We start from the raw sequence: 23,692 nt of genomic DNA on the forward strand, positions 1-23,692 counted from the left end.
GCTTGACAACCGGAATCGACTATAGCCATCGGGAGTTGATTACGCGATAAACCGCCCGTCCCGGCCCCCGAAGGAAGACGGGCGGCTCCAACGCGACTTACGCCCGGTAATGCCGGTCCGGCCTTACAGGTCGTAATGCAGGTCGGTCTTGCCGTTGCTTGGGTTGTAGGTGCAGTAGTAGTCGATGCCGGTTTGCGAGTGCAGGTAGGACGCTCTTGAAAGGCAGTCGTAGCAGCTTTCGTAGTTCGGGGGCACCCACACGCTGTTCGGATTGGCCTCTGTCCTGAGGTGGCATCGGTTTGGGGCGAGGATCGTGGAGGTCTTGCTGCTCGACGAGGTGCTCGCGGTCGAAGCGTACGACAAGCCGGGTACGGAGGCGATGACAGCCGTTGCGAACATGACTGCCGACACAAGGCCCAGACCGCCCACGAGCTTCCTGCGGGACTGTCGTTCCATGTCGATTCCCTTCGTCGGGTGACTCGGTAAGCCGTATCCCCTGGTCTAGCCGTCCCGCAGTTGTCCAGCACGCGTACGGCGTGCTGGACAAACAACTCTTCGGGAGGTGAAACGCATTCCTTTGACATGCGTCCGCGTTAATGCGGGTTTAGGCGCTGTTTCCCGAATCCCGCTTCTGCCGTTCTGTGTCCTGGCAGGTGTCGCTCATGTCGTTCGCACCGTTCGACCTGCGGAAATGATAAGTGTCGCCACATGAACAAAAAGATCATCGGGGGCGGTCTGGCGGGTGCGGCGCTGCTCGCGGCGGCCGCCTGCGGGGCCGACGCCCGTCAGATGTCCGAGCAGGGCGCCGATACTCCCACGCCGTACGTCGCCGCCACCGCGTCCCCGTACGACGCGGAGGCCGGCTCGCAGAAGCACTCGGGGGTGAAGAAGCTGGAGGAGGTGGCGCAGGCCGCGTTGAAGGCCGTGCCCGGTTCGACGCTCGTCTCGATGGAGGCCGAGGAGAACGGCGGCCTCTGGGAGGTGCGGGTGGTCGACGCCAAAGGCACCGAACACCAGATGGACATCGGGGCCGGCACCGCGAAGGTCGTCAGCGGCCCGTCGGCGGAGGATGACGACTCCGCCGACAAGACCGAGTACCTCGACCGGATCAAGGCCGCCAAGCTCGACTACCAGCAGGCCGCTGGCAAGATCGCCACGGCCGTGCCGGGCGGCCGCATCACCGAACTGAACCTGGACAGCCACCAGGACAAGATCGTCTGGGAGGTGGACGTGGTCACTTCCGACGGGAAGAAGCAGAACATGACCGTTGACGCGATCGACGGCACGGTCACCAAGGACAGAGAAGGGGACTGATCGGGGACCGCGAGCGCTGACCGCACCCCCGACGGTCAGCGCACCGCCACATTTCGTGAAACAAGTTAGCGATCCGTGTCCGCCAACCAGGCGTCCACCCCTGCCCGCAACCGCGCCTTGAGCTCCTCCGCGGCGAACGACGCGTCGATCGAGGCCCGGGCGAACCCGGCCAGCTCCGCGTCGTCGTACCCGAAGACCTCCCGCGCCCGCGCGTACTCCTCCGCGAGGTCGGTCTCGCCGTCGGTGTTGAGCGTGACCACCAGCCCCGCCTCGCGCAGCCGCCGCAGCGGATGCTCGGCCAGGCTGGGCACGACACCGAGCAGGACGTTCGACGTCGGGCAGACCTCCAGCGGAACCCCGCGCTCACCCAGCTCGGCGACCAGCGCGTCGTCCTCCAGAACGCGGACGCCGTGCCCGATCCGCTCGGCGTGCCCGGCCACGAGCACCTCCCGGATACTCTCCGGCCCGCCGAACTCCCCCGCATGGTGCACCAGACGCACCCCGGCGTCCCTGGCCGCGTCGAGCACCTCCACGAACGGCGCCACCGGGTGGCTCTCGTCACCCGCCAGCCCGATGCCGATGACCGCCTCGTAACGGGTGGCGAGCTTCAGCGTCCGCCAGAACCGTTCGACGGAACGCCGCCGCGAGTGGTCGAGCAGCACCCGGCACTCGATCCCGTAGCGGCGCGACCCCTCGGCCAGCCCGTCGAGCACCGCCTCCAGCGGCATCTCCGGCGCGCCGAGCCGCTCGCCGTGCGAGGCCGCGGTGAACGACACCTCCGCGTAGCGGGTGCCCTGAGCAGCCTCGTCCTCGCAGAACTCCAGCGCCACCCGCCGGAAGTGCTCGGCCGTGCGCAGCCGCTCGCGCGTCAGCGCCCGATGGTCGGCGAACTCGCGGAACGTGGCGAACGGCCCGCCCCGGCCTCCGGGGCCGCCGAACTCGCGCGAGGTCTCGGGCCGGACCGTGCTCTCCAGGTGAACGTGCAGGTGGGCTTTGGGCAGCAGCCGTACATCTCTCACTGTCAGCAGCCTAGCCAGCGGCCCGTACGGCCCGCATCCCGGTTTTGCCATTGACTGACTGGTCAGTCATAATGATCACATGTCCCCCCGGAAGGTCGACAAGGCCGCGCGACGCAAAGAGATCCTCACCGCGGCGGTGAAGCTGTTCGCCCGCAAGGGGTTCGCCGCCACCCGTATCGACGACATCGCCGCCGAGGTGGGCATCGCCAAGGGCAGCGTCTATCTCTACTACGACAGCAGGGACGCGCTGCTGGAAGCCGCGTTCGAAGCCTACAGAGCCATATCGGCCGACATTTACGACCGGGCGGTCAACGGCTCCGGCCCGGCGCTGGAACGGCTGGCCGGGCTGGTGCACGCCGTGCTCGACGTACTGGCCGCGCGGCGCGAACCGGCCCGGATCATGGTCGACCTGTGGGCGGCGTCCCGGGAGGCGGAGAAGTCGCCGGTGGACATGGCGGCCGTCTACGGCGACATGCGGGCAGCGGTCTCCGAGCTCCTGCGCCAGGCCGACAAGGAAGGCGCGCTGCGCGCGGGCGTGAGCGAGCACCACGCGACCGTCATCGTGGGCGCCCTCGAGGGCTGTCTACTGCAGTGCCTGGTGGATCCCGGCCTGCCCGCGACGGAGCTGGCCGAGCCGATCATCCAGGTCTGTCTGGAGGGCCTGCGCCGACCGGCCGCTTGACAAGCTCGGAGGGCTGATAGAGCCTCCTTGCAGAGATCTCCGGTTCACCAGCCACTTCGCCTCTCTTACGGGTGATGAGACGATGCCGGAAGAGCACGAGCCGATGCCGTCGCCTGCGCAGCAGCGGTTGTGGTTTCTCCAGCAGCTCGCGCCGGATTCGCCGCAGTACAACGTCTTCCGGGGCTACGAGCTGCGCGGACGGTTGGACGTGGCGGCGCTGCGCCGGGCCCTCGGCGCGCTGGCCGACCGGCACGTCGCGTTACGCATGAGGTTCCCCGCCGACGGCGGGGTCGCCCGCGCGACGGTGAGCGGCTGCCCTTTCGAGGTCGAGCTGCCCATCACCGATCTCACGGGAGAGTCCGGCTGGGAGTCCGCGGCGACGGAGTTCGCCCGGCTGTGGTCGTCGCAGCCGTTCGACCTCGCGCGGGACGACCTGATCCGGGCCCACCTGCTGCGCGCCACGCCCGAGCTGCACGTACTCCTGCTGTGCGTCCATCACATCGTGATCGACGGCTGGTCGGTGCCGATCCTCGACGAGGAGCTCGGCCGGCTCTATGAGGGCCGCCCCCTCGTGGAGCAGTCAGCCGACTATCTCGACTACGCCAGGTGGCAGTGGGAGCTGGCCGGCTCCCCCTCGGCCGAGCGGGTGCTCGCGTACTGGCGGCGACGGCTGGCGGGGGCGCCCGAACTCGTCACGCTGCCCGCCGACCGGCAGCGCCCGAGGATCCAGGACTTCCGCGGCGGGCAGCTGGTCAGGCCCATGCCGGTGGAGGTGATCGACACGCTGAGGTCCTTCGCCGCGGCGCACCGTGTCACGCCGTACACCGTCGCCTACGCCGCCTTCGCCGTGCTGCTCGCCCGTTACGCCCGCACGGACGATCTGGTGATCGGCGTGGTGGTGGCGGGCCGTTCGCGGCCGGAGTTCGCCGGGACGGTGGGCTTCTTCGTCGGTACGCTGCCGGTCCGCATGGACCTGTCCGGCGATCCGAGCTTCGCCGCGGTGCTCGGCGCGGCCCGCGAGGAGCTGTTCGACGCCTACGACAACGACCTGCTGCCCTTCGACGTCCTGGTCGACCGGCTGGCCCTGCGGCGGGACCCCTCCTACACCCCGCTGGTCCAGGTGATCTTCCAGATGCTGGTCACGCGGGCGTACGGGAGCGAGACGCGCTGGGGCGACGTCGGCGCCCGGCTCTGGGGCAGGGACGTCACGCAGCCCGCCACCCGCTTCGACCTGGAGGTCCACCTGCTGGACCAGGCCGACGACGACATGGTCATGGAGGTCTGCTTCAACGCCGACCTGTTCGACGAGGAGACGGTCGCGGGGCTGGCCGGCGACTACATGCGGCTGCTGCGCGCCCTGTGCGGCGACCCCGATCGGCCCGTGTCGGAGGCGTACGCGCTGCTCGGCGGCGGTGAGGCGCGGGTGCGGGTGTCGGTCCGCGACGAGCGGGGGGTCTCGGTGCCGTACGGGGTGCCGGGCGAGGTCTGGCTCGACGGGACGCCCACGCGGCTGCTCGGGCGCGTGCGGGCCGGCGGCACGCTCGACGTGCTGGGCCGTACGGACGCCGAACTCGTGGTCCGCGGCTGCCGGGTGCCGGCCGAGCCGATCGAGCAGGCGCTGCTGGACGACCCGTCGATCGCGGCGGCCGAGGTCTCGGCAGGCGACGGCGACGAGCTGACGGCCCGGCTCACCGCCGTGCCCGGCGAGTCCCGCCCGACCCGGGGCGAACTACGCGCCCGGCTCCGCCGCCGCCTGCCGGGCTTCCTGGTGCCCGGCTCCTTCGTCTGGAACGACGAGCCCTCCCCCGAGGCACCGTTGCCGCACGCGCTGGTCCTGACCGCATCGGACCTGCACGACCCCGACCAGCCGGGCCCGAACCGGCCGGCGCCGAGCGCGCCGAACTCGAACGTGTCGGCCCCTGACCGCCCGGACCCTGACCGGCCAGAGCCGGACCGGCCAGAGCCGGACCGGCCAGAGCCGGACCAGCCGGACCGCGACGCGTCGGGTCTGGACGAGCCGATGGTCTTCTTCGTGGGCGCCGAGCCGCCGGGAGAGGCTTCGTGAGCACGTCAGCGGCGGAGTCCTGCTTCTGGACGCCGCGCCGCAGGCCCGGGGCGGCACTGCGCGCGGTCTGCTTCCCGCACGCCGGCGGTGACGCGCTGTCATACGCCTCCCTCGCCCGCGCGCTGCCCGACGACATCGAGGTGCTGGCCCTGCGGATGCCCCGCCCCGGAGACCGGCGGGCCGAGCCTGCACCTGATCTCGCCACGTTCGCCGGGCGGATCGCCCGCGCGCTCGCGGACCTGGCGCCGCCGTACATGGTGGTGGGTCAGAGCCTGGGCGCCCTGATCGCCTTCGAGGCGGCCAGAGCGGCGCCGGGTACGCCCCCCACGGCATGCCTGTTCATCTCGTCGGCGCCCCCGCATCGCTGGGCGGAGACGCTCGGCATCTACGCGGCGGACGGCGCGGACCGAGCGCTGCTGTCCCATCTACGTGACAGCGACGGAACGATGGGCGCGGCGCTGGACGATCCGACGGTAGGAGCGCTCGTGCTCCGCGACCTGCGGGCAGATCTACGGCTTTTGCAGGGGTACACCGCCTCCGTGGAGCCGCGGCTCACCTGTCCCGTCCGCGTCCTGGTCGGCGCCGAGGACCCGGCGCTGTCGCCGGACGACGTCGCCGGCTGGAGCCGCTGGACGAGCGGGCCCTGCTCGGTCGCGTCGGTGCCCACCGGCCACTTCGTCGTACGGCATGGAGAGGCTTTCGTCGTTCAGGAGATCACCCGCGTCGCCACCGCGGGGTTCACGACCGAGGGAGAAGGATGTTCGACTCGGAGATCGGCCGGCGGGTCGCAGAGCACGCCGCCCAGGCCCCCGACAGCCCGGCCGTCGTGTCCGCCGAGGGCGTCCTGACCTACCGGGACCTGGCCACGCGGGCGGAACGCTACCGTGAGGCGCTGGCGGCGGCGGGACTGCGCGCGGGGGACGTGGTGGCGATGGCGCTGCCCGACGGCGCGGTCGGCATCGCCGCGATGCTGGCCGCGTTCACCGCCGGTACGGCCTTCGTCTGGCTCGACGAGGACCAGCCCGCCGCGCGGCACCGCGCGATCCTGGAGGACTGCGGACCGACGGGTGTGGTGGCGACGCCGAACGGCGTGGAGCAGGCGACCAGGTCGGCGGGTTGCCCCGCGGTGGTGACCGTCCAGGGCGACGAGGCGACGGTGGTCTCGGCCGCGCCGTCCGGGCCGCGCGCGGAGACGGTGCCGCGGGACACGAGCTGCCTGGTCTACACCTCGGGCTCCACCGGCAGGCCCAAGGGCATCGTCCAGCGCAGCGGGAACCTCCTGCACTTCGCGCGCTGGCTCGCCTCGGAGACCGGCCTGCGCCGCGGATCGCACATGCTGCAGCTGGCCCGCCTCAGCTACGACGCCGCCTACCTGGAGATCCTCAGCGCCCTGGACTCCGGTGCCGCGATCGTCATCCCGCCGCCCACGGTGAAGCCCGACGGCGCCGAACTCCTCCCGTGGCTGGACGGCCGGGAGGTGACGCACGTGTTCTGCGTGCCCACGCTCATCCGCCGGCTGCTGCTGGCCCGGGAGAGCGCGGGCGAGCCGCCCGACCCGGGCATGCGGGCGGTCAGCCTCTACGGCGAGCCCCTGCACAGCACGACCGTGGACCAGGTACGCGCCCACTTCCCGCGGGCGGCGGTCTACAACATGTACGGCCCGGCGGAGACGACCGTCGCGACGTTCCACCTGGTCGAGCCGGGCTGCGCCGGGGACATCCCCATCGGCCGGGACATCCCGGGGATAGAGACCCTGCTGCGCGGGGGTGAGAGCGCGTCGGACGACGAGGGCGAGGTCTGGATCAGGACCCGGTTCCTGGCCCGCGGCTACCTGGGCCGGCCCGCGGAGACCGCCGCGGTCTTCTCGGAGAAGGACGAATCCGGCCTGCGTACGTACCGGACCGGGGACCTGGCGCGCAGGCGGCCCGACGGCGCGCTGGTGTTCCTGGGGCGCCGCGACCACCAGGTCAAGATCCGGGGCGCCCGCGTCGAACTGGCCGAGATCGAGGCGGTGCTACGGTCCGAGCCGGGAGTGGCGCAGGCCGCCGTCGGCGTCTTCACCGACGAGCACGGCACCGTGCATCCCGCCGCCTACCTGGAGCCGGTCGCGGCGGCGAAGGTGGATGTGCGGGTCCTGCACCGCCGCCTGGCGGGCGTTCTGCCCGCCTACATGGTGCCCGCCGCGTACGTCCTGCTCGACAAGCTGCCCCTCACCGCGACCGGGAAGATCGACCGGAACGGGCTGCCGGATCCGAACACGCTCACGTCGGGTACCGGCGCCCGGGGAGCGTTCAAGACCGGGACCGAGCGGCGACTTGCCGCGATCTGGCGCGAAGTGCTCGACCGCCAGGAACTGGGCGCCGACGACGACTTCTTCGAGCTGAAGGGGCACTCCCTCATGGCCGTCCGCATCGCGGCGGCGGTGATCGAGGAGTTCGGGGTGGAGATCCCCGTCCGGGCCGTCTTCGAGCATCCCACCGTGCGCGAACTGGCCGGCTACATCGACGAGGAGCTGTCTCACTTGTAGGCGCTCTCCTGGGCGGGGATGCCGCGGATCCGGCAGGGGCGTTCGGCGCGGAGCAGGAAGCGGTGCAGCTCGGCCCGGACGCGCCGGACCGCGTCGTCGGTGACGTCGCGCATGTACAGCTCCAGGACGAACCGCTGCCCATCGTGCTCGACATGCTCCTCGTGCTCCTCGTGCTCGTCGTCGCCGGCGTACGTCCCGCGCCCGTCACCGTACGTTCCGCGCCCGTCATCGCCGGAGTACGCGTCCCGGCCACCGGGACACGGGCGGGTGGCCGCGGCCACGACGCCGGGAAGCGCCTCGGCCAGGCGGCGTACCGACGGCAGCGACACCTTGACCCCGTCCACGACGCAGGAGTCCCCCATACGTCCGGCGAAGTGGAGATAGCCGTCCGCGTCGATGCGGAAGAGGTCCCCGGTGGCGATCTGCCCCGGTGCGGGGCGCCCGTCCGTGGCGCGACCCTCCGTGACGCGACCCTCCGTGACGCGACCCTCCGTGACGCGGCCGTCAGTGGCGCGGCCGTCGGTGGCGCCGACCCGCCGCACGAGCACGGTGTCGGAGGTCACGAGCAGCTCTCCCACGCCGTCGCGCACGTCACGCAGGGACACCCCGACCCCGGGCAGCGGGCGGCCGACCGATCCGTGCCGGTGGACGGGTTCGAGGTGCGCGGCCAGCGTGCTGACCCGTGGCCCCGCCTCCGTCAGGCCGTACGTGATGTACACCTCCAGGTCATCCCGCCCCTGCAGCAGCGCGGTCACCTCCCTGGACGGCAGGGCGTCACCGCCCACGGTGAGCATGCGCAGGCCCTTGGGCGGCTCGCCGGGCACCAGGCCGCGCAGGAGGAAGGGCGTCAGCGAGGAACTCGTCACACCATGGCGCCGCACGGCGTCGGCGTAGCCCCGCGGGCTGAACGGCGGGCCGGTGACCACCAGACGGGCGCCGGTGACCAGGCCCGCCAGCGCCTGGGCCACCAGGGCGTAGGAGAAGTTCAGCGGCAGCGTGATGAGCATCGTGTCGTCGGCCCGCAGCCCGACCGCCCCGGCGTGCCTGGCGGCGTTCCGGAACAGGGACGAGGCCCGGTGCAGGCAGCCGCTGAAGATGCCGGAGGTCCCCGAGGTCAGGATGACCACGTGGCCGGGGCCGTGGTGCTGCCAGGGGCCGGGCAACGTCGCGACGGCGGCGCGGTCGAAACGCCTGACCGCCGTACCGGGGACGACCCTGCCGTACGGGGTGACCAGCAGCCGGGCGCCGAGCCGGCGGGCGACCTCCCTGAGGCGGCTCGCGGGCATGGCGGGTGGAACGGCGACGGGCACCGCCCCGCCGTGCAGCGCGCCGAACAGGTACCGCAGCAGCGCCGTCCCACTCGGCAGGGCGAGCACCACCACGTTCCCCAGCCCATCGACCAGCCCGGCGAACAGATCGGCGACGGCCGCGACGGGCACGGGCGGGCGGGGCTCCGCGTCGACGTCGACGGCCCGCTCACGGAGATAGCTCTCCACCTCGTCGACCGGCGGGCCGAGATCCTCAGCGCTCATCTTCCGGACCCGCTGTCCGGCCGTCGGCGGCGTGGTGGCCGGGTATGGGGTCCGATACCGGGCCGGTGATGTGGCGGCCGGGCAATGGGCCTGGCGTCCAGCCGGTGACAGCGTCATGGCCGGGTGACGGGCCTGGCGTCCAGCCGGTGGTGATGTGGTGGCCGGGTATTAGGTCCTGGTCGGAGGCGGCGGCGTGGCCGGCTATCAAGTCCAGGCCGACGGCGGCGTGGTGGCCGGGGCGCGCGCCCAGGATTCGGCCGACGGCGGTGTGGTGGGCGCCGTTCACGGTGTGCTCGGCGACGGCGACGTACCGGCACTGGCCGGTCGCCAGCCAACCGGCCGCGATCAGCGCCACGACGGGCGCCGCGCGCTCCGGTGGCATGCACACCAGCAGGCTGGGGCCGCGGAAGCCGAGGGTGATGCAGAGCAGGCCGGCGAGCGAGCCGGGGTTCGCGCCGGCGAAGCGGAGCGGGGAGACGCGGCCGCGGGCGGCCGAGTCGGCGACCGAGCGCATGGTGTGGCGGCTGCCGTGGTCGCTGACGGCCAGCGCGCCGATCTCGGCCGGCTCCCGTCGTACCGCCTCCGGCGCCTCGGCCAGCGCCGCCTCCACCGCGGACACCACGAGCCAGGCCGCCGGGTCGGCGTAGAAGGAGGCGGTCCGGCGTCCCTCCGCCGCCAGGTCGCCGGTCTCGCGGAGCCCGCGGGCCAGGGTGGTCAGACCGGCGCGCTCACCGTACATGCCGCACTCCCGGAGTGAAGGCCAGGCTCGTGATGAACCCACCGAAGCCGAGCGTCAGGCTGAGCCCCGCCCCCGGCCGCAGTTCGCCCGGCCGGCCAGCGGGGACGGGAAGGGGAAAGCCCGCCGGCACGTCCTCCAGGCCCACGACCGGCGGCACCGTGCCGTAGTGCAGTGCCAGCACGACGGCGATGGCCTCCAGCACCCCGGTGGCGCCGAGGGTGTGCCCCAGCGCGCCCTTGGTGGCGAACACCACGGGCGGCGCACCGCACCCGCCGAACAGCCTGCTCAGGGCGCCCGACTCGGCGGCGTCGTTGACGGGCGTACCGGAGCCGTGGGCGTTGATCACGGCGATGTCGTCCAGGCCGAGCCCGGAGGCGGCCAGGCAGCGCCGTACCGCGAGGTCGACGCCGGTCCCGGCCGGGTCGGGCGCCGTCATGCCCGCCCCGTCGTTGGCCGCCCCCGTTCCGGCCAGCACCGCGTACGGTTCGGCCCCGCGGGCGCGGGCCGACTCCTCGCGTTCGAGCACGACGAACCCCGCGGCCTCGCCCAGGAGCGTGCCGTCGGCCCGGCGGTCGAACGCGCGCAGCCTGGTGGGCGACATCGTCCCCAGCACGGTGTGCGCCAGCCGTTTGGCCGGGGTGACCACATCGGCCGCGCCGCACACACTCACCTCGGCGACTCCCGACCGAATCACCTCGGCACCGACCGCGAGCGCGTCGGACCCGGACGAACACGCCGTGCTGACGGCGACGGGCGGCAACCGCAGCCCCGCACCGGCAGCGACGTCTGCCGCCCACTGGTACAGATCCGCGTCCTCATCGTCCAACTGCGCCCCAAAGCTGGTACCCAGCACGGGGTACGGCTCCACCCCGGCGCCAGGCGCGACCCCGGACGACTGGGCCGACGGGTCGGGCGCCCCGCCAGGGGTGAGTCCGTCCAGCGAGTCGGACGCCCCACCAAGAGCGAGCCCGGACGGCCCGCCATCTCCCCAGGACCCGCGCGCCTGTCCGGGGGTGAGCCCGGCGTCGATGAGGGCGCGGGACAGGACGCCATCCGCCAGGGCCCGCTGTCGTACCGACGGTTTCAGCTCCGGCGGCGGGTCGGGCAGAGTCGCGGCGAGCAGGTTGCGCAGGCGATGCTCCGACGGCACCTCCCGGAACCCGTCGTCCCCGTCGAGCAGCCGCCGCCACACGCCGGCCAGGCCGTCGCCCAGCGCCGTGGACCAGGCCATCCCGGTGACCCAGACGTTCACCACAGCCGCCGCCCGAGCTGCTCGACCGGGACCCGGATGAGGGAGCCGCGGAAGGCCGCCGCCCGTTCGCCCTCCACCGTCGCACGGCAGGAGAAGTGGAAGGTGTTGCCGATGATCCGGTCACTGCGCACGTCGAAGATCACCTGGTCGCCGACCACCACGATGCGATGGAACCGGCTGTGCGCCGAGCCGATGAGCGTGATCTCGTCGTCGGCCAGCTTCGACGTGCTCATCTGGTAGAGGATGATGCCCGACTGGGCGATGGCCTGGACCAGATGGCTACCGGGGAAGATGGCCCGCTCGGGGAAGTGCCCGGCGATGGCGTCCATGGTGCCGGACACCGACAGCATGCTGCGCAGGTACTCTCCCGGCACGTAGTCGAGCACCCGGTCGATGTAGATCATGGGATGCCGGTGCCGAAGCCACTGCTTGATCTCTGTGAACCCCAGGGTCGACTCACCGGTCTCGGCCATCGGTCCTCCCTTCGCTCAGCTGGGCGCGCAGTGCGGCACGCAAGGCGGCGGGCAGCGGGGCCGGCGTGCCGTCGGCCGCGTTGACCAGGCACATCACGAGCGTCCCCGTGGCGAGCAGCATCCCCGCCCGGGCGCCCGCACGATCAACCCCGGCGTCCGTACGATCGGGCCAGACGTCCGCGCGATCGCGCCAGACGTCCGCGCGATCGCGCCAGACGTCCGCGCGATCGCGCCAGACGTCCGCGTCATCACGCCCGACGCCCGCATGATCAGGCCCGGTGTCCGCGTGATCGGGCAGGCGGCGCACGGTGCCGGAGACCCGCCAGGAAGCGCCGCCGACGTGATCGATGCCGGCGCATACCTCGATCCGGTCGGGGAAACGGGCGGCCGCCCCGTACCGCATGCGCAGCTCGGTCACGGCCGGCTGCAGCTGGTGCTCGCTCATCAGCCGGGTGCCGACGCCCATCGCCTCCAGGTCCTCCAGGAGCGCGGTCTCGATGAGGGAGGCGTAGCGGGTGAAGTGGACCACCCCCGCGGCGTCGGTGTCCACGTGCTCGACACGGCGGCGCAGCGGCCGCGGCCCGCTCACCGGCCGTCCCCGAGGAACCTCGCGGTCCCCCGCTGGATCGCGGCGACCAGTTCCTCCAGGTCGGCGGGGCTGGTGACGAGGGGCGGGGCCACGCGCATGGTGGGGAAGACGTACGGCAGGCCGTGGGAGCGACGGCCCGCGCCGGCCATGAACTCGACGTAGCAGCCCGCCCTGATGATGTGCGACCGCAGGTCGCGCAGCCGGTCAGCGGCGTCCTCCGTGAGTTCCAGCCCTTGGAGCAGCCCCGTGCCGCGCAGCCCGCGATAGGTGCCGGGGAACCGGTCGAGCACCTCCCTGCCGAGGAGTTCGGCCAACTGGGCGCCGAGCTCGGCCGACCGTTCGAGCAGCTTCTCCTCCTCGATCAGCCGCAGCCCGTCGTGGATCACCGCGCAGGTCAGCGGGCGCAGGTCGGAGGTGGCCACGGCCCCGGACGGCCGCACGGCCAGCGACCGCCTGGCGATCACCATCGAGGTGGACAGCACGCCCATGCCCAGGCTCTTGCCGATGACGGTGACGTCCGTGGGGATCGGACCGTGCTCGTCCGCCATGGCGAAGAACCGGCCGGTCTTGGCGAACGTGAGGACCTCGTCGGCCACCAGCAGCGCCCCGTGCTCGGCGGCGAGCGCGGCCAGTGTCCGCAGGTAGCCGGGCGGCGGGACCAGCAGGCCCGCGTCGCCCTGGACCGGCTCGACGACGACGGCCAGCAGGCGCCCGCCGTCGCGGGCGAAGAACTCCAGCAACGGCTCCAGCGCACCGAACGGAAGGTGCTCCACCGCCAGCCCATAGGGACCGCCGGCGGCGATCTGGGGAAGCCCGACGCGGAAGTGGCGCCGGTTCAGCAGCGGCGTGAGCGCGCCCGTCCAGCCGTGCCACGCGCCCTGGAAGGCGAGGACGAGATCGCGGCCGCCCCGCTCGGGGTCGGGCCGCAGCCGGCGGTGGTCGTACCTGGACTCCAGGACCAGCCGCATGGCCAGTTCCATGCCTTCGGAGCCGGAGTTGCGGCCGGCCGCGTGGTAGTCGCCCGGCGTGAAATGGTCGCACCACAGCCCGCCGGAGCCGAGCGTCCCGGCGAGGAGGCGGGTGCGCTCCGCGGACTCGATCTCGTCGGTGGCGTACCCGAGATCCGTCGCCGCGCGGGTAAGGGCGCGCAGCACGGCCGGGTGACCGGCCCCGAGGCAGGCGCTGGCGTAGCCGCCGGAAGCGTCGATGACCTCGAACGGCTCGCCCGCGGCGCCGCCGCGCTCGGCCAGCCGCAGCCGCACACCTCGGCCGCCGAGCGAGACGAACGGCAGCTTGCCACCGCCGTAGTGGTCCAGGTGCAGATCTCCGTCGACGCCGTGGGACGGCGACGCGGCGGTCGGTCCCGCGTGGCTCACGTCCCGCCGCCCTGCAGCCGCCGGATGAGCGCGGTCAGGGCGGCGATGGTACGGAAGTTCTCGGGTACGAAGTCCTCGTCGGAGATGCGGACGTCGAAGATGTCCTCACATTGCACCCGTAGTTCGGTGAATCCCAGAGAATCGAGCCCGTAGATGTCGCGCAGGCTCTCGTGGTCGCTGATTTCCTCGGCCGGCGTCTCCACGAACAATTCGGTCGCCAGAATCTTCTTTATGGTGCCCTCGATTTCCATTACACCTCCGGACAAAGCGCATGGTAAAGAGAACAGCACGGCAGGTAGCCGCAGAATGAGGTGGGCGTGGCATCTTCGTCACGGATCGGCTGGTCGACCGTGAAACCCCGGGACCCAGGGGCCGCCAACAACGACCAGCATGAACCAACCGAAGTTGTTCGTCAATTGCACCCGGCGTCACCGGGTTCACTTGAATTCCGCGGGAAAGCGGAAATGTGAATTACCCCGGCACGCCGCCTTTTCGATCTACAGTGACCTATATGAACACGGGCACTGGACCGGGGGTGTTCACCTCCGACGGCTCACCGGTGGAGTTCTACGCGGCGATCGCCGCCGCGGGCGAACCGGAGATCATCCAGCGGGCGGTGCCGGCCGGAGGGTCGATTCTCGAACTGGGCTCGGGCGCGGGCCGGGTGACGCGCGCCCTCGCCGCGCTCGGCTACGACGTCGTGGCCGTCGACGAGTCGGCCGAGATGCTGGCCAAGGTCGAGGGCGCGGAGCGGGTCCACGCGCGGATCGAGGACCTCGCGCTCGGCCGCCGCTTCGACGCCGTGGTGCTGGCCTCGCTGCTGGTGCACGTGCCAGAGGTGTCGACCAGGCAGCGCTTCCTCGACTGCTGCCGCCGACATGTGCGCGACGACGGCGTGGTGGTGATCCAGTGGATTCCGCTGGACGTGCGCGCCACCTGGTCGGTGGGCACGACCTTCGCGCGGTCCGGGTTCACCACCACGATCACCGAGTTCGCCCCGTCAGGGCCGGAGCTGGTGGACCTCACCCTGAGGTACGAGACCGACGGCCGCCGCTGGACGCAGTCGATCGTCGAGCGTCCGCTGAGCGACGACCAGCTCACCGCCGCTCTGGCCGACGCCGGGCTGGTCGTGGACCACTTCCTGACCCCCGAGCGGACGTGGCTGGCCGCCCGCCCCGACCCCCGACCGGACGCGCCAACCGCCCGGCCTAACCCCGATCGGACGCGACCCGCCTCGTGACCCCCCCGACCGGACGCGGCCGACCGCTCATCGTGACCCCCCGATCGGACTCGGCCGACCGCCCGTCCTAGCTGAGGTATTCGCGCAGCGCCAGGGCCCTGGACGGGTGGCGGAGCTTGGACATGGTCTTGGCCTCGATCTGCCGGATCCGCTCGCGCGTCACCCCGTAGATCCTGCCGATCTCGTCGAGGGTCATCGGCTTGCCGTCGGTGAGGCCGTAGCGCATGGAGATGACGCCCGCCTCCCGCTCGGACAGCTCGTCGAGCAGCGACCGCAGTTGCTGCTGGAGCAGGGTGAACGAGACCGCGTCGGCCGGGGAGACGGCCTCGGTGTCCTCGATGAGGTCGCCGAACTCGCTGTCGCCCTCCTCACCGAGCGGCGTGTGCAGGGAGATCGGCTCGCGACCGTAGCCCTGCACCTCGGCGACCCGGTCGATGGGCAGCTCGGTCTCGGCGGCGATCTCCTCGGGCGTGGGCTCGCGGCCGAGCTCGCCGGCCAGCCGCCGCTGTGTCCGCGCCACCTTGTTGATCATCTCGACCATGTGGACCGGGATGCGGATCGTCCGCGCCTGGTCGGCCATCGCCCGGGTGATGGCCTGCTTGATCCACCACGTGGCGTAGGTGGAGAACTTGAAGCCGAGCCGGTAGTCGAACTTCTCGATCGTCCGGATCAGCCCCAGGTTGCCCTCCTGGATCAGGTCGAGGAAGAGCATGCCGCGGCCGGTGTAGCGCTTGGCGATCGAGACCACCAGGCGCAGGTTGGCCTCCAGCATGCGTTCCTTGGCCCGCGTGCCGTCGTCGGCGATCCATTCGAGGTCGGCGCGCAGCTGACTGGGCAGATCGGTCTCGGTGCTGAGGCGTTCGGTGGCGAACAGGCCCGCCTCGATCCGCTTGGCGAGGTCGATCTCCTGCTCGGCGGTCAGCAGCGGCACCCGGCCGATCTCCTTCAGGTACGCCTTGACTGAGTCAGCGCCGACGACGGCGGCGCCGTCGGCGATGTTTTCGTCTAGCTCGAGAACCTCTGCTGCCTGGGACAAGACACTCTCCTCGCTCGGGTCGTTCGACTGGCGAATATCGATGTCGGACCTGGAAGTCCCTCGGGGGTAAGGAAGCGGGAGACCGGGCAGGTCGTCGCGGACCACGCTGCCCATCTGCTCCTGATGCGCGGGTCCGGCTGAACGACCGCGGCCCGGGGGGCGAAGACGGCCATCATCGGTTACTTCCCGCGCGCGGGGGATTCAGCACCTGTCCGGCGTAAGAGGTTGGCGGTGGTGGTGCGGGGCAAGGCGGGACCGTGCTCGCCGCCGTTGTGGAAAAGGCGACGAGACGCGTGTCCGGCCTGCTCGATCCCGCCATCGATATCCAAGCTACCCGCTGCCCGGCCATGCTCGGCCCGGCTCAGCCATCGGCAAAGGCACGCTGCCATGCGATGCTCCCCTCCTCGGCACCCAAGCTCCCACATGCCACCGACAGTTCCGCCGATCAGGAAGACCGAGAAGACCATCGAGCTATTGCGGCAACTCCCTTTCCGCGTTGAGCAGTTCGTCGAGTGCCGCGCGTAGATCGTCGGCGAGCTCCCAGGCGTCGGGCACCATCTCCCTGTCGGTGATCACCCCGATGTCCAGCGAGCCGTCATAGGAGAAGGCGGTGATGTTCACCCCGCCGCTCACGTCGGTGATCACCGAGACCGGGTAGTGGGTGAGCAGCCGCGCCCCGCACACGTACAGGGGGAACTGCGGGCCCGGTACGTTCGAGATGGCCACGTTGATGGGCGGGACGGTCTGTCCGACCAGGCCGAACGCCGATCTGGAGGCCAGCCCCATGAGGGCGGCGGGCATCGACTCGCTCAGCTCGCGCAGCCATCGCGCGGGCGCCAGCGAGAACCTGTCCTTGATCCGCTGCATGGCCAGCCGCACCTGCTGCAGCCGCGCGACGGGGTCGTCGAGGTGGACGGCCAGCGGCGCCGTCATGAACGTCACCTGGTTGCCCCCCGCCCCCGGCTCCCGCAGCGAGAACGGCACCCCGGCCACCAGCGGCTGGCGCGGGATGCCGCCGTGCGCGGCCAGCCACCGGCGCAGCGCGCCCGCGCACACGGCCATCACCACGTCGTTCACCGTCACCCCGAACGCCTTGCGCACCTGCTTGATCTCCTCCAGCGGCAGCGAGACGAACGCGAAGCGCCGGTGCTCGGAGACCGGCCCGCTGAACGGCGTCTTGGGCGCGGGCAGCGACGGCAGCTCGGGGGCCTGCCCGGAGCCGGCGACCTTGCGGGCCAGCCCGGACAACATCCGGCTGCCCGGAAGCGACGACACGACGGGGATCTCGTCCAGGTGCGGCATCGCCCGGGCGGCGAACCGTACCGCCTGCGCCGGATTGCCCGCCAGCCTGGCGAGCCCGCGCAGGATCATCTCGGCCGATCCCGGCGGCGGCGAGTCGCGCTCGGGCGCGACCGCGGGCGTCGGCGCGGGTACGGGGCCCAGGTCGAGGAGCGCGGCCAGCACGTCGGCGCCGCCGATGCCGTCCACGGCCGCGTGGTGGATCTTGGTGTAGAGCCCCATGCGGCCACCGGACAGGCCGTGGATCAGGTAGATCTCCCACAGGGGCCGGCGGCGGTCCAGGCGGCGGGCGTGCAGCCGGGACACCTGGTCGGCCAGCTGCCTGTCGTCACCGGGCGGCGGCAACCCGATCTCCCGTACGTGATAGTCGAGGTCGAGGTCGTCCTCCTGCACCCAGTAGGGGTGATCCAGTCCGAGGGGCACGTGCGCCAGCTTGCGGCGCAACGCGGGCACGTACGGCAGCCGCCGTTCCAGCAGGGCCTGGAGGTCGGCGCGGTTGAGGTCGCCGTCCAGGATGGCCAGTCCGGCGATGTTGGCGATGTTCGTGGCCGTCTCGAAATGGAGGAATTGGGCATCCAGGGCGGTCAGCTGCGGCATGGCTCACACCTCCGCCCCGAACAAACCAGAATCAGCTCATTACTTCAAGTGAGCGCGCCTCCGCGCCGGGCTCGGCGAAGGCCAGCAGAGCCATCCCCTCCTCCTCCAGCACCTCGGGTGAGACCGGGGTGAAAGGCGTGATGAGCAGCTTGGCCTTCCTGCCCGTGCGCTTGATCTGCCAGGTCCCGGCCACGAAGCCGTCGACCAGGTAGGTGGCGCGGACGCGCAGGTTCTTGGTGACGACCTGGCCGCGGTACGCCTCGGGCAGCACGCGGGTGCGGTCGGCGTGGCCGAGCAGCAGGTTGTCGAAGTCGGGCAGGAACCTGACCGGCGCCGGCATGTCCCCCTCCGGCCTGGGCGCCTCGGGCAAGTCGAACAGTTCCCTGCCGTGCTCGTCCACCAGCACCTCCAGCCGGTCGCGCATGCCGTTCAGCACGCTCTTGAGCCCGGTCAGCCCCGACCACGTCTGCATGTCGGCGGCGGAGGCCGGCCCGAACGCGGCCAGGTACCGCTCGACGAACGTCCCGAGGTCCGGCTCGGCGGCGAGCTCGATGCCCGGCAGGGCGAAGGCGGACTCGCGCGGGAAGCTCCACGGGTCCTCGGTCGGCACCATGATCAGCGGGACGAGCATGCGAACCGCGTAGCCGAGCGCCCGATCGTAGGCGCCGGGGAACTCGTTCTCCAGCCGCGGCCGCAGCTCGTTGAACGTGTGCGGCCCTTCGGCCAGCAGCCGCTCCGCCACCGCCGCGACGGCGTCGAAGTCGAGCTCGGGGAAGCGGCGCGCCGCGCCGGCGAGCAGGGGGTGCAAGAGAGGACGGAACGCGGCGAAGTCCGCCGCGGTCACCAGGTGCAGGGTGGCCCGCATCATGGTGGCGCGCACCAGCGTGCGCGCCCGCAGCGCCGCGTGCAGGTCGTCGCGGGCGAACCCGTCCAGCCGGGTCCACATTCCCAGGTACGGGGGGCGGGGCTCCTGCGCCTGCAGGCCGGCGAGGCGATGCGCGACGCTGGTCACGCCGCCCTGGTGGCGCCGCAAAAGATGCTGCCGGGCCAGGGTGGCCCGGTTGAGTTCCCTCAGGGTGAGCATGAACACATCATGCCCTTTGATACTAAATTTCCTGTTCAATCGGTGCGCGCGACCTACCCCGCGCTGGACGACGGCCACGCCTACCTCGACGGCGCGGCGGGCACCCAGACGCCCCAGTCGGTGATCGACGTCATCGTGGCCGCCTACCGCACGGGCATCGGCAACGTGGGTGGCGCCTTCGCGGCCAGCCACCGCTCCGACGAGATCGTGGCGGCCTGTCGTGCGGCCGTGGCCGACCTGGTCGGCGGTCGTCCGGACGGGGTGATCCTGGGGCCGAACATGACGACGCTCACCTATCGCTTGGCCGGGGCGCTGGCCAAGGGCTGGGGTCCGGGCGACGAGGTCGTGGTGTCGCGGCTGGACCACGACGCCAACGTCCGGCCCTGGATACAGGTCGCGACGCGGGCCGGGGCGACGGTCCGCTGGGCCGAGGTGGACCTGGCGACCGGGGAACTGCCGGTGGAGCAGTACGCGGACCTGATCGGCGAGCGCACCCGGCTGGTGGCGGTGAGCGCCGCCAGCAACGTGCTGGGCACCCGTCCGGACGTGGCCGCGATCGCCGCGCTGGCGCACGAGGCGGGAGCGCTGACCTACGTGGACGGGGTGCACGCCACCGCGCACGGCCCCGTGGACATGGTGGAGCTGGGCGCCGACTTCTACGCCACCAGCGCCTACAAGTGGGCGGGCCCGCACATCGGCGCGGTCGTCGCCGACCCGGCGCTGCTGGAGACGATCAGACCGGACAAGCTGGCCTCCTCCCTCGACACGGTGCCCGAGCGGTTCGAGACGGGCACGGCCGCCTTCGCCGATCTGGCCGGGGTGACGGCCGCCGTGAACCACCTGGCCAAGATGGTCCCGGGCACGGGCACCCGCAGGGAGCGGCTGGTGACCTCGATGTCGGCCGCCGAGTCGTACGAGCTGGAGCTGTTCGCCGTGCTGCTCGAGGGCCTGGAGTCGATGCCGCACGTCACCCTGTACGGCAAGCCCGCCCGGCGCACCGCGACCGCCTACTTCACCGTCGCCGGGCGTACCCCTCGCCAGGTGGCGGAGGCGCTGGCCGCGCGCGGCGTGAACGTGTGGAACGGCCACAACTACGCCTGGGAGCTCACCGGCGCGCTGGGCATCCGCGACTCCGGCAGCGCGGTCCGCGCCGGGCTGGTGCACTACAACGACCCTTCGGACGTCGACCGGCTGCTGCAGGGAGTGGCCCGCCTCCAGGAGTGACCCCGGAAGCTAAGATCGCCGGGTGAGCCTGCCCGCCCTACCGGGCCTGCCGACCACGCTCGTCGAGCCGGCCCGCGACCCCTACCACGTCTACCTCGACTCGCTGACCAGCCCTGAGTCGCGCCGTACGATGCGCGGCTGCCTCGACCGGCTGGCCCGGCTGCTCACCGGCGACCAGACGGCCAGCGGCGCTGGACAGCCGTGGCATCTGCTGCGCTACGAGCACACGGTGCGCATCCGCACGTTGCTGACCGATCAGGGCTGGTCTGCGGCCTACGTCAACAAGCACCTGGTCGCGCTGCGCCGGGTGCTGAAGGAGGCGTGGCGGCTCGGGCAGAGCAGCGCGGAGGACTACGCGCGCGCCTCCGACCTGGCCCCGGTACGCCAGAGCCGCCTGCCCACCGGCCACCACGTGCCGCCGGAGGTCGTGGGAGCGGCCCTGTCGGCCTGCGACGACTCGCCCGCCGGGATCCGCGACGCGGCACTGATCGCGGTGCTCTACTCCACCGGCTGCCGCCGCGCCGAGATCGGCGGGCTGTCTCTGTCCGACTACGACCCGGGCGCCCGCTCGCTCCGGGTCCGCGGCAAGCGCGACAAGGAGCGGCTGGTCTACCTGACGACCGACGCGATCGGGCTGGTCGAGCGGTGGCTGGCGGTGCGCGGCGGCGAGGCGGGCGCGCTGTTCAGCCCGATCAGCAGGATGGGCCGGGTACGCCTGCGCGACGGCCGGCCGGTCGGGCTGACCGGGCAGGGCATCGCCGACATCCTGACCAGGCGGCTGGGTGAGGCCGGGGCGTCCCGGCGTACGGCGCACGACTTCCGCCGCACCTTCATCGGCGAGCTGCTGGACGCGGGCGTCGACCTGGCCACCGCCCAGGCCCTGGTCGGCCACTCGTCTCCGGCCACCACGGCCCGCTATGACCGCCGCCCGGAGAAGACCCGCCGCGAGGCCGTCGACCGCATCCGCCTACCGGCCGCCCGTCCCCTCGCCTGAGCTCGTACCGAAGACATCGAGCGGCAGCGGCCGGGAGTGCACCACGTCCAGCCGGGAGACCGCGCGGGTGAGCGCGACGTACAAGCGGTTGAGGCCGCGGGCCTCGGCCTCGACGATGGCGGCGGGCTCGGCCAGCACCACGTGGTCGTATTCCAGGCCCTTGGCCATCGAGGCGGGCACCACGCTCAGCCGCTCGCCGAGGTCGAGGCCGCCGTTCCACAGGGCGTCGGTCAGCGTGCCGGCGTCGGCGTCGGCCGCGATCACGCCGATCGACCCCTCGAAGGTCAGCGCCTCACGGGCGGCCGCGACGACCCCCTTGTCCAGCTCGGTCACCCGGGTGACGAGCAGCCTGCCGTCGGCGCGGTACGACGTGGTGGCGGGCACGTCCACGTCGAGCGCCGCCAGCAGCCGGTTGGCCGGGCCGACCACCACGGCGGGCACCCGGAACCCCGTCGTGAGCGCGATGACGCCGGCCTCCGGCTTGCCGAGCAGTTCCAGGTGCCGCGGCCAGGACGCGGCCGCCCATGGCGTGGTGCCCTGAGCCAGATCGCCGAGCACGGTGATCGAGCCGTGCTCGCTGCGTCTGGCCACCGCCCTGCACTGCATCGGCGACAGGTCCTGCGCCTCGTCCACGATGACGTGGCCGTAGCCGCTCGGCCGTTCCAGCAGCCCGGCGATCTCGTCGAGCAGCACCAGGTCGGCCGCGGACCACTTGGCGCTCTTGTAGCCGCGCGGCGGCCGGGCCCAGGTGATGGCCGCCCGCTCCTCGGCCGTCAGGATCGGGGCGGCCGGTCCCGGGTCGCTCAGCAGGGCGCACAGGAGCTCCTCCGGGCGTACGGCCGGCCAGATCTCGTCCAGGAACGGCGTGAGCGCCTTGCCGATCTTGCGGGTCCAGACGGCGTTGCCCGTGCGGCCGCGCAGCTCGGCCTGGCGCCGCATCAGCTCGGTGATCCTGGCGCGCACCCGTTCACGCCCGATCGCGTACGGCATGCCGTCGCGCCGCGTGTCGTCGACGATGCGGCGCAGCTCGTCCGCACCGACCCGCCACCGGAAGGAGCCGTCCGCGACGGAGACAGGCTCGACCGGCTTGCCTATGCGCCCGTACAGGACCGTGCGCAGCACCTCGGCCATCCGCGCGTCATGCTTGACCAGCGCGGCGGCCGGGCTGTCGGTGGCCGTGACCGCGACCGTGCCCAGCAGCCGCTCCAGCGTGGTCTGCTCGACGTCGACCTCGCCCAGCGCGGGCAGCACGGCCGAGATGTAGCCGAGGAAGGCCCGGTTGGGGCCCAGCACCAGCACCCCCGAGCGCTCCAGCCGCTGCCGGTGCGCGTACAGCAGGAACGCCGCCCGGTGCAGGCCGACGGCCGTCTTGCCGGTGCCGGGTGCGCCCTGCACGCAGATCGACTCCTCCAGCCCGGCCCGGACCAGGTCGTCCTGCTCGGGCTGGATGGTGGCGACGATGTCGCGCATCGGGCCCACGCGGGGCCGTTCGATCTCGGCGGCCAGGATCCGGCTCTCGGTCTGCTCGCCTTGGGCGAGCCGTTCGTCCTCGAAAGAGGTCAGTGTGGTGCCGGCCCAGCCGAATCGGCGGCGCACCTCGACGCCTAAGGGGTCGCGGGCGCTGGCCCGGTAGAAGGCCCGCGAGACGGGCGCCCGCCAGTCGATGACGACCGGCGGGCCGCCGTGTTCGCCCGTGATGTGCCGCCGGCCGATGTGGTAACTGCGCCCCTGGTGTTCGGCGGAGTCGCCACCGAAGTCGAGCCGTCCGAAGAACGGCGGGCCTTCCGGCTCCTCGCTCAGCTCCTTGGCCAGGCTCTTGAGGTGACGGCCGAGCCGTTCGGCGCTGTAGCGGTCGCCCGCCACGCTCTCGCCGACGATCACGTTGTCCCGGGCCGCGTCGAGCATCCTGCGCAGCCCGGCTCCGCACTGTTCGACGTATCGTCTCTCCTCGTCGAGCGTGGCCATCCGACCTCCAGTTAACTCGGTTAATACTTTTACCAGGTTAACACTTTGTTAGAGTGGACTCATGACAGGACTCCGGCAGTTGCACAGGGAACAGGTGCGCGATGCCATCTCCGCGGCGGCCATCTCGCTCTTCCTGGCGCGTGGTTTCGACGAGGTTCCGGTCGCCGAGATCGCCGCCGCCGCGCGGGTGTCGAAGCCGACGCTGTTCAAGTACTTCCCAGCCAAGGAGGACCTCGTCCTGCACCGCATCAGCGACCATCAGGGCGAGTTCGCGCGGGTGGTGCGGCAGCGCGCCGCGGGCGAGCATCCGCTGGCGGCGCTGCACCGGCACTTTCTCGAAGCCCTGGCCAGGCACGACCCGGTCACCGGGCTGAACGACCAGCCGGAGGTGATGGCCTTTCGCCGCCTGGCCTTCGGCACGCCCAGTGTGGCCGCCCGCCTGCTGCACTTCATGTCGCTGGACGAGGACGCCCTGACCGCCGCGCTCGCCGAGGCTCCGGAGATCCCCGACGCCCTCACCGCCTCGCTGCTGGCGGCGCAGGTGCTGGCCGCGCACCGGGTGCTGGCCAAGCACAACTGGCAGGCCCTGGCCGACGGGCGCACGCTGGCGGAGGTCGAGCCGGAGGCCCTGCACCGCGCCGACCGCGCCTTCGCCCTGCTGCGCCACGCTTGAGCAGCGACCTGC

Annotated in this window: 21 protein-coding genes and 1 pseudogene; 9 read left to right on the top strand and 13 right to left on the bottom strand. The window is 72.0% G+C overall.

Translation table 11 applies throughout. The features are described 5' to 3' along the window. Positions 1 to 123: 123 nt before the first annotated feature. Positions 124 to 456 carry a hypothetical protein gene (locus tag AB0B91_RS25260; protein ID WP_358324099.1) on the bottom strand — a complete coding sequence of 111 codons (333 nt, stop codon included), beginning with the start codon at positions 454 to 456 and terminating at the stop codon, positions 124 to 126. Positions 457 to 708: 252 nt separating this feature from the next. Between AB0B91_RS25260 and AB0B91_RS25265 the strand changes: the two genes are divergently transcribed. Further along, the gene (locus tag AB0B91_RS25265; RefSeq protein ID WP_358324102.1) at positions 709 to 1,314 is read left to right on the top strand and encodes a PepSY domain-containing protein; all 606 of its coding nucleotides are present in this window, start codon (positions 709 to 711) and stop codon (positions 1,312 to 1,314) included. Between the two features lie 65 nt (positions 1,315 to 1,379). Here AB0B91_RS25265 and add read toward each other — a convergent pair whose 3' ends face one another. Next, positions 1,380 to 2,333, bottom strand: coding sequence for an adenosine deaminase (gene add, locus AB0B91_RS25270; protein ID WP_358324105.1), 954 nt, complete (start codon positions 2,331 to 2,333; stop codon positions 1,380 to 1,382). 79 nt (positions 2,334 to 2,412) lie between these two features. On the opposite strand from add, the gene AB0B91_RS25275 reads away from it, so the two are divergent. The 4 genes from AB0B91_RS25275 to AB0B91_RS25290 all read left to right on the top strand — a co-directional run bounded on the left by AB0B91_RS25275 (position 2,413) and on the right by AB0B91_RS25290 (position 7,607). Further along, the gene (locus tag AB0B91_RS25275; RefSeq protein WP_358324108.1) at positions 2,413 to 3,015 is read left to right on the top strand and encodes a TetR/AcrR family transcriptional regulator; all 603 of its coding nucleotides are present in this window, start codon (positions 2,413 to 2,415) and stop codon (positions 3,013 to 3,015) included. An 82-nt stretch (positions 3,016 to 3,097) separates the two neighbouring features. Continuing rightward, a complete protein-coding gene (locus tag AB0B91_RS25280) occupies positions 3,098 to 5,080 on the top strand; it encodes a condensation domain-containing protein (protein ID WP_358324111.1) in 1,983 nt (660 codons plus the stop codon). Beyond that, on the top strand, positions 5,077 to 5,928 hold the full coding sequence (locus AB0B91_RS25285; protein ID WP_358324114.1) for a thioesterase domain-containing protein: 852 nt from the start codon (positions 5,077 to 5,079) through the stop codon (positions 5,926 to 5,928). Before AB0B91_RS25280 ends, AB0B91_RS25285 begins: the two co-directional genes overlap by 4 nt. Further along, positions 5,838 to 7,607, top strand: coding sequence for a non-ribosomal peptide synthetase (locus AB0B91_RS25290; RefSeq protein WP_358324117.1), 1,770 nt, complete (start codon positions 5,838 to 5,840; stop codon positions 7,605 to 7,607). The genes AB0B91_RS25285 and AB0B91_RS25290 overlap by 91 nt, the downstream gene beginning before the upstream one ends. Here the strand turns inward: AB0B91_RS25290 and AB0B91_RS25295 are convergent. The 7 genes from AB0B91_RS25295 to AB0B91_RS25325 are packed head-to-tail and all read right to left on the bottom strand — an operon-like array spanning position 7,598 to position 13,819. After that, positions 7,598 to 9,139, bottom strand: a complete 1,542-nt coding sequence (locus tag AB0B91_RS25295; RefSeq protein WP_358324119.1) for a class I adenylate-forming enzyme family protein — start codon at positions 9,137 to 9,139, stop codon at positions 7,598 to 7,600. The genes AB0B91_RS25290 and AB0B91_RS25295 overlap by 10 nt on opposite strands. Then, positions 9,129 to 9,878 (bottom strand): hypothetical protein, encoded by a 750-nt coding sequence (locus AB0B91_RS25300; RefSeq protein ID WP_358324122.1) that lies wholly within the window; start codon positions 9,876 to 9,878, stop codon positions 9,129 to 9,131. The genes AB0B91_RS25295 and AB0B91_RS25300 overlap by 11 nt, the downstream gene beginning before the upstream one ends. Continuing rightward, positions 9,868 to 11,130 (bottom strand): beta-ketoacyl-[acyl-carrier-protein] synthase family protein, encoded by a 1,263-nt coding sequence (locus AB0B91_RS25305; protein ID WP_358324124.1) that lies wholly within the window; start codon positions 11,128 to 11,130, stop codon positions 9,868 to 9,870. Before AB0B91_RS25305 ends, AB0B91_RS25300 begins: the two co-directional genes overlap by 11 nt. Next, positions 11,127 to 11,603, bottom strand: a complete 477-nt coding sequence (locus AB0B91_RS25310; protein WP_214636462.1) for a hypothetical protein — start codon at positions 11,601 to 11,603, stop codon at positions 11,127 to 11,129. The genes AB0B91_RS25305 and AB0B91_RS25310 overlap by 4 nt, the downstream gene beginning before the upstream one ends. Next, positions 11,587 to 12,192 carry an acyl-CoA thioesterase gene (locus tag AB0B91_RS25315; RefSeq protein ID WP_358324126.1) on the bottom strand — a complete coding sequence of 202 codons (606 nt, stop codon included), beginning with the start codon at positions 12,190 to 12,192 and terminating at the stop codon, positions 11,587 to 11,589. The genes AB0B91_RS25310 and AB0B91_RS25315 overlap by 17 nt, the downstream gene beginning before the upstream one ends. Next, positions 12,189 to 13,568, bottom strand: a complete 1,380-nt coding sequence (locus AB0B91_RS25320) for an aminotransferase class III-fold pyridoxal phosphate-dependent enzyme (RefSeq protein WP_358324129.1) — start codon at positions 13,566 to 13,568, stop codon at positions 12,189 to 12,191. The genes AB0B91_RS25315 and AB0B91_RS25320 overlap by 4 nt, the downstream gene beginning before the upstream one ends. After that, positions 13,565 to 13,819, bottom strand: coding sequence for an acyl carrier protein (locus AB0B91_RS25325; protein WP_358324131.1), 255 nt, complete (start codon positions 13,817 to 13,819; stop codon positions 13,565 to 13,567). Before AB0B91_RS25325 ends, AB0B91_RS25320 begins: the two co-directional genes overlap by 4 nt. Before the next feature lie 260 nt (positions 13,820 to 14,079). Here AB0B91_RS25325 and AB0B91_RS25330 point away from each other — a divergent pair, with 260 nt between their 5' ends. After that, on the top strand, positions 14,080 to 14,808 hold the full coding sequence (locus AB0B91_RS25330) for a class I SAM-dependent methyltransferase (RefSeq protein ID WP_358324133.1): 729 nt from the start codon (positions 14,080 to 14,082) through the stop codon (positions 14,806 to 14,808). A gap of 67 nt (positions 14,809 to 14,875) precedes the next feature. On the opposite strand, the pseudogene AB0B91_RS25335 reads toward AB0B91_RS25330, so the two are convergent. The 3 genes and pseudogenes from AB0B91_RS25335 to AB0B91_RS25345 form a co-directional block, all read right to left on the bottom strand. Then, positions 14,876 to 15,826: pseudogene (locus AB0B91_RS25335) on the bottom strand (RNA polymerase sigma factor); the annotation flags it as partial. 489 nt (positions 15,827 to 16,315) lie between these two features. Further along, positions 16,316 to 17,740 carry a wax ester/triacylglycerol synthase family O-acyltransferase gene (locus AB0B91_RS25340; RefSeq protein WP_358324136.1) on the bottom strand — a complete coding sequence of 475 codons (1,425 nt, stop codon included), beginning with the start codon at positions 17,738 to 17,740 and terminating at the stop codon, positions 16,316 to 16,318. Between the two features lie 31 nt (positions 17,741 to 17,771). After that, the gene (locus tag AB0B91_RS25345; protein ID WP_358324139.1) at positions 17,772 to 18,824 is read right to left on the bottom strand and encodes a winged helix DNA-binding domain-containing protein; all 1,053 of its coding nucleotides are present in this window, start codon (positions 18,822 to 18,824) and stop codon (positions 17,772 to 17,774) included. Between the two features lie 9 nt (positions 18,825 to 18,833). Between AB0B91_RS25345 and AB0B91_RS25350 the strand changes: the two genes are divergently transcribed. Then, positions 18,834 to 20,048 carry a cysteine desulfurase-like protein gene (locus AB0B91_RS25350; RefSeq protein ID WP_358324141.1) on the top strand — a complete coding sequence of 405 codons (1,215 nt, stop codon included), beginning with the start codon at positions 18,834 to 18,836 and terminating at the stop codon, positions 20,046 to 20,048. Between the two features lie 22 nt (positions 20,049 to 20,070). After that, positions 20,071 to 21,042 (top strand): tyrosine-type recombinase/integrase, encoded by a 972-nt coding sequence (locus tag AB0B91_RS25355; protein WP_358324144.1) that lies wholly within the window; start codon positions 20,071 to 20,073, stop codon positions 21,040 to 21,042. On the opposite strand, the gene AB0B91_RS25360 is transcribed toward AB0B91_RS25355, so the two are convergent. Next, on the bottom strand, positions 21,016 to 23,007 hold the full coding sequence (locus tag AB0B91_RS25360; RefSeq protein ID WP_358324147.1) for an AAA family ATPase: 1,992 nt from the start codon (positions 23,005 to 23,007) through the stop codon (positions 21,016 to 21,018). The genes AB0B91_RS25355 and AB0B91_RS25360 overlap by 27 nt on opposite strands. Positions 23,008 to 23,068: 61 nt before the next feature. Between AB0B91_RS25360 and AB0B91_RS25365 the strand changes: the two genes are divergently transcribed. Beyond that, positions 23,069 to 23,680 (top strand): TetR family transcriptional regulator, encoded by a 612-nt coding sequence (locus tag AB0B91_RS25365; protein WP_358324150.1) that lies wholly within the window; start codon positions 23,069 to 23,071, stop codon positions 23,678 to 23,680. The last annotated feature ends 12 nt before the right edge of the window (positions 23,681 to 23,692 follow it).

The organism is Nonomuraea sp. NPDC049141, from assembly GCF_040648415.1.
Taxonomy (GTDB): domain Bacteria; phylum Actinomycetota; class Actinomycetes; order Streptosporangiales; family Streptosporangiaceae; genus Nonomuraea.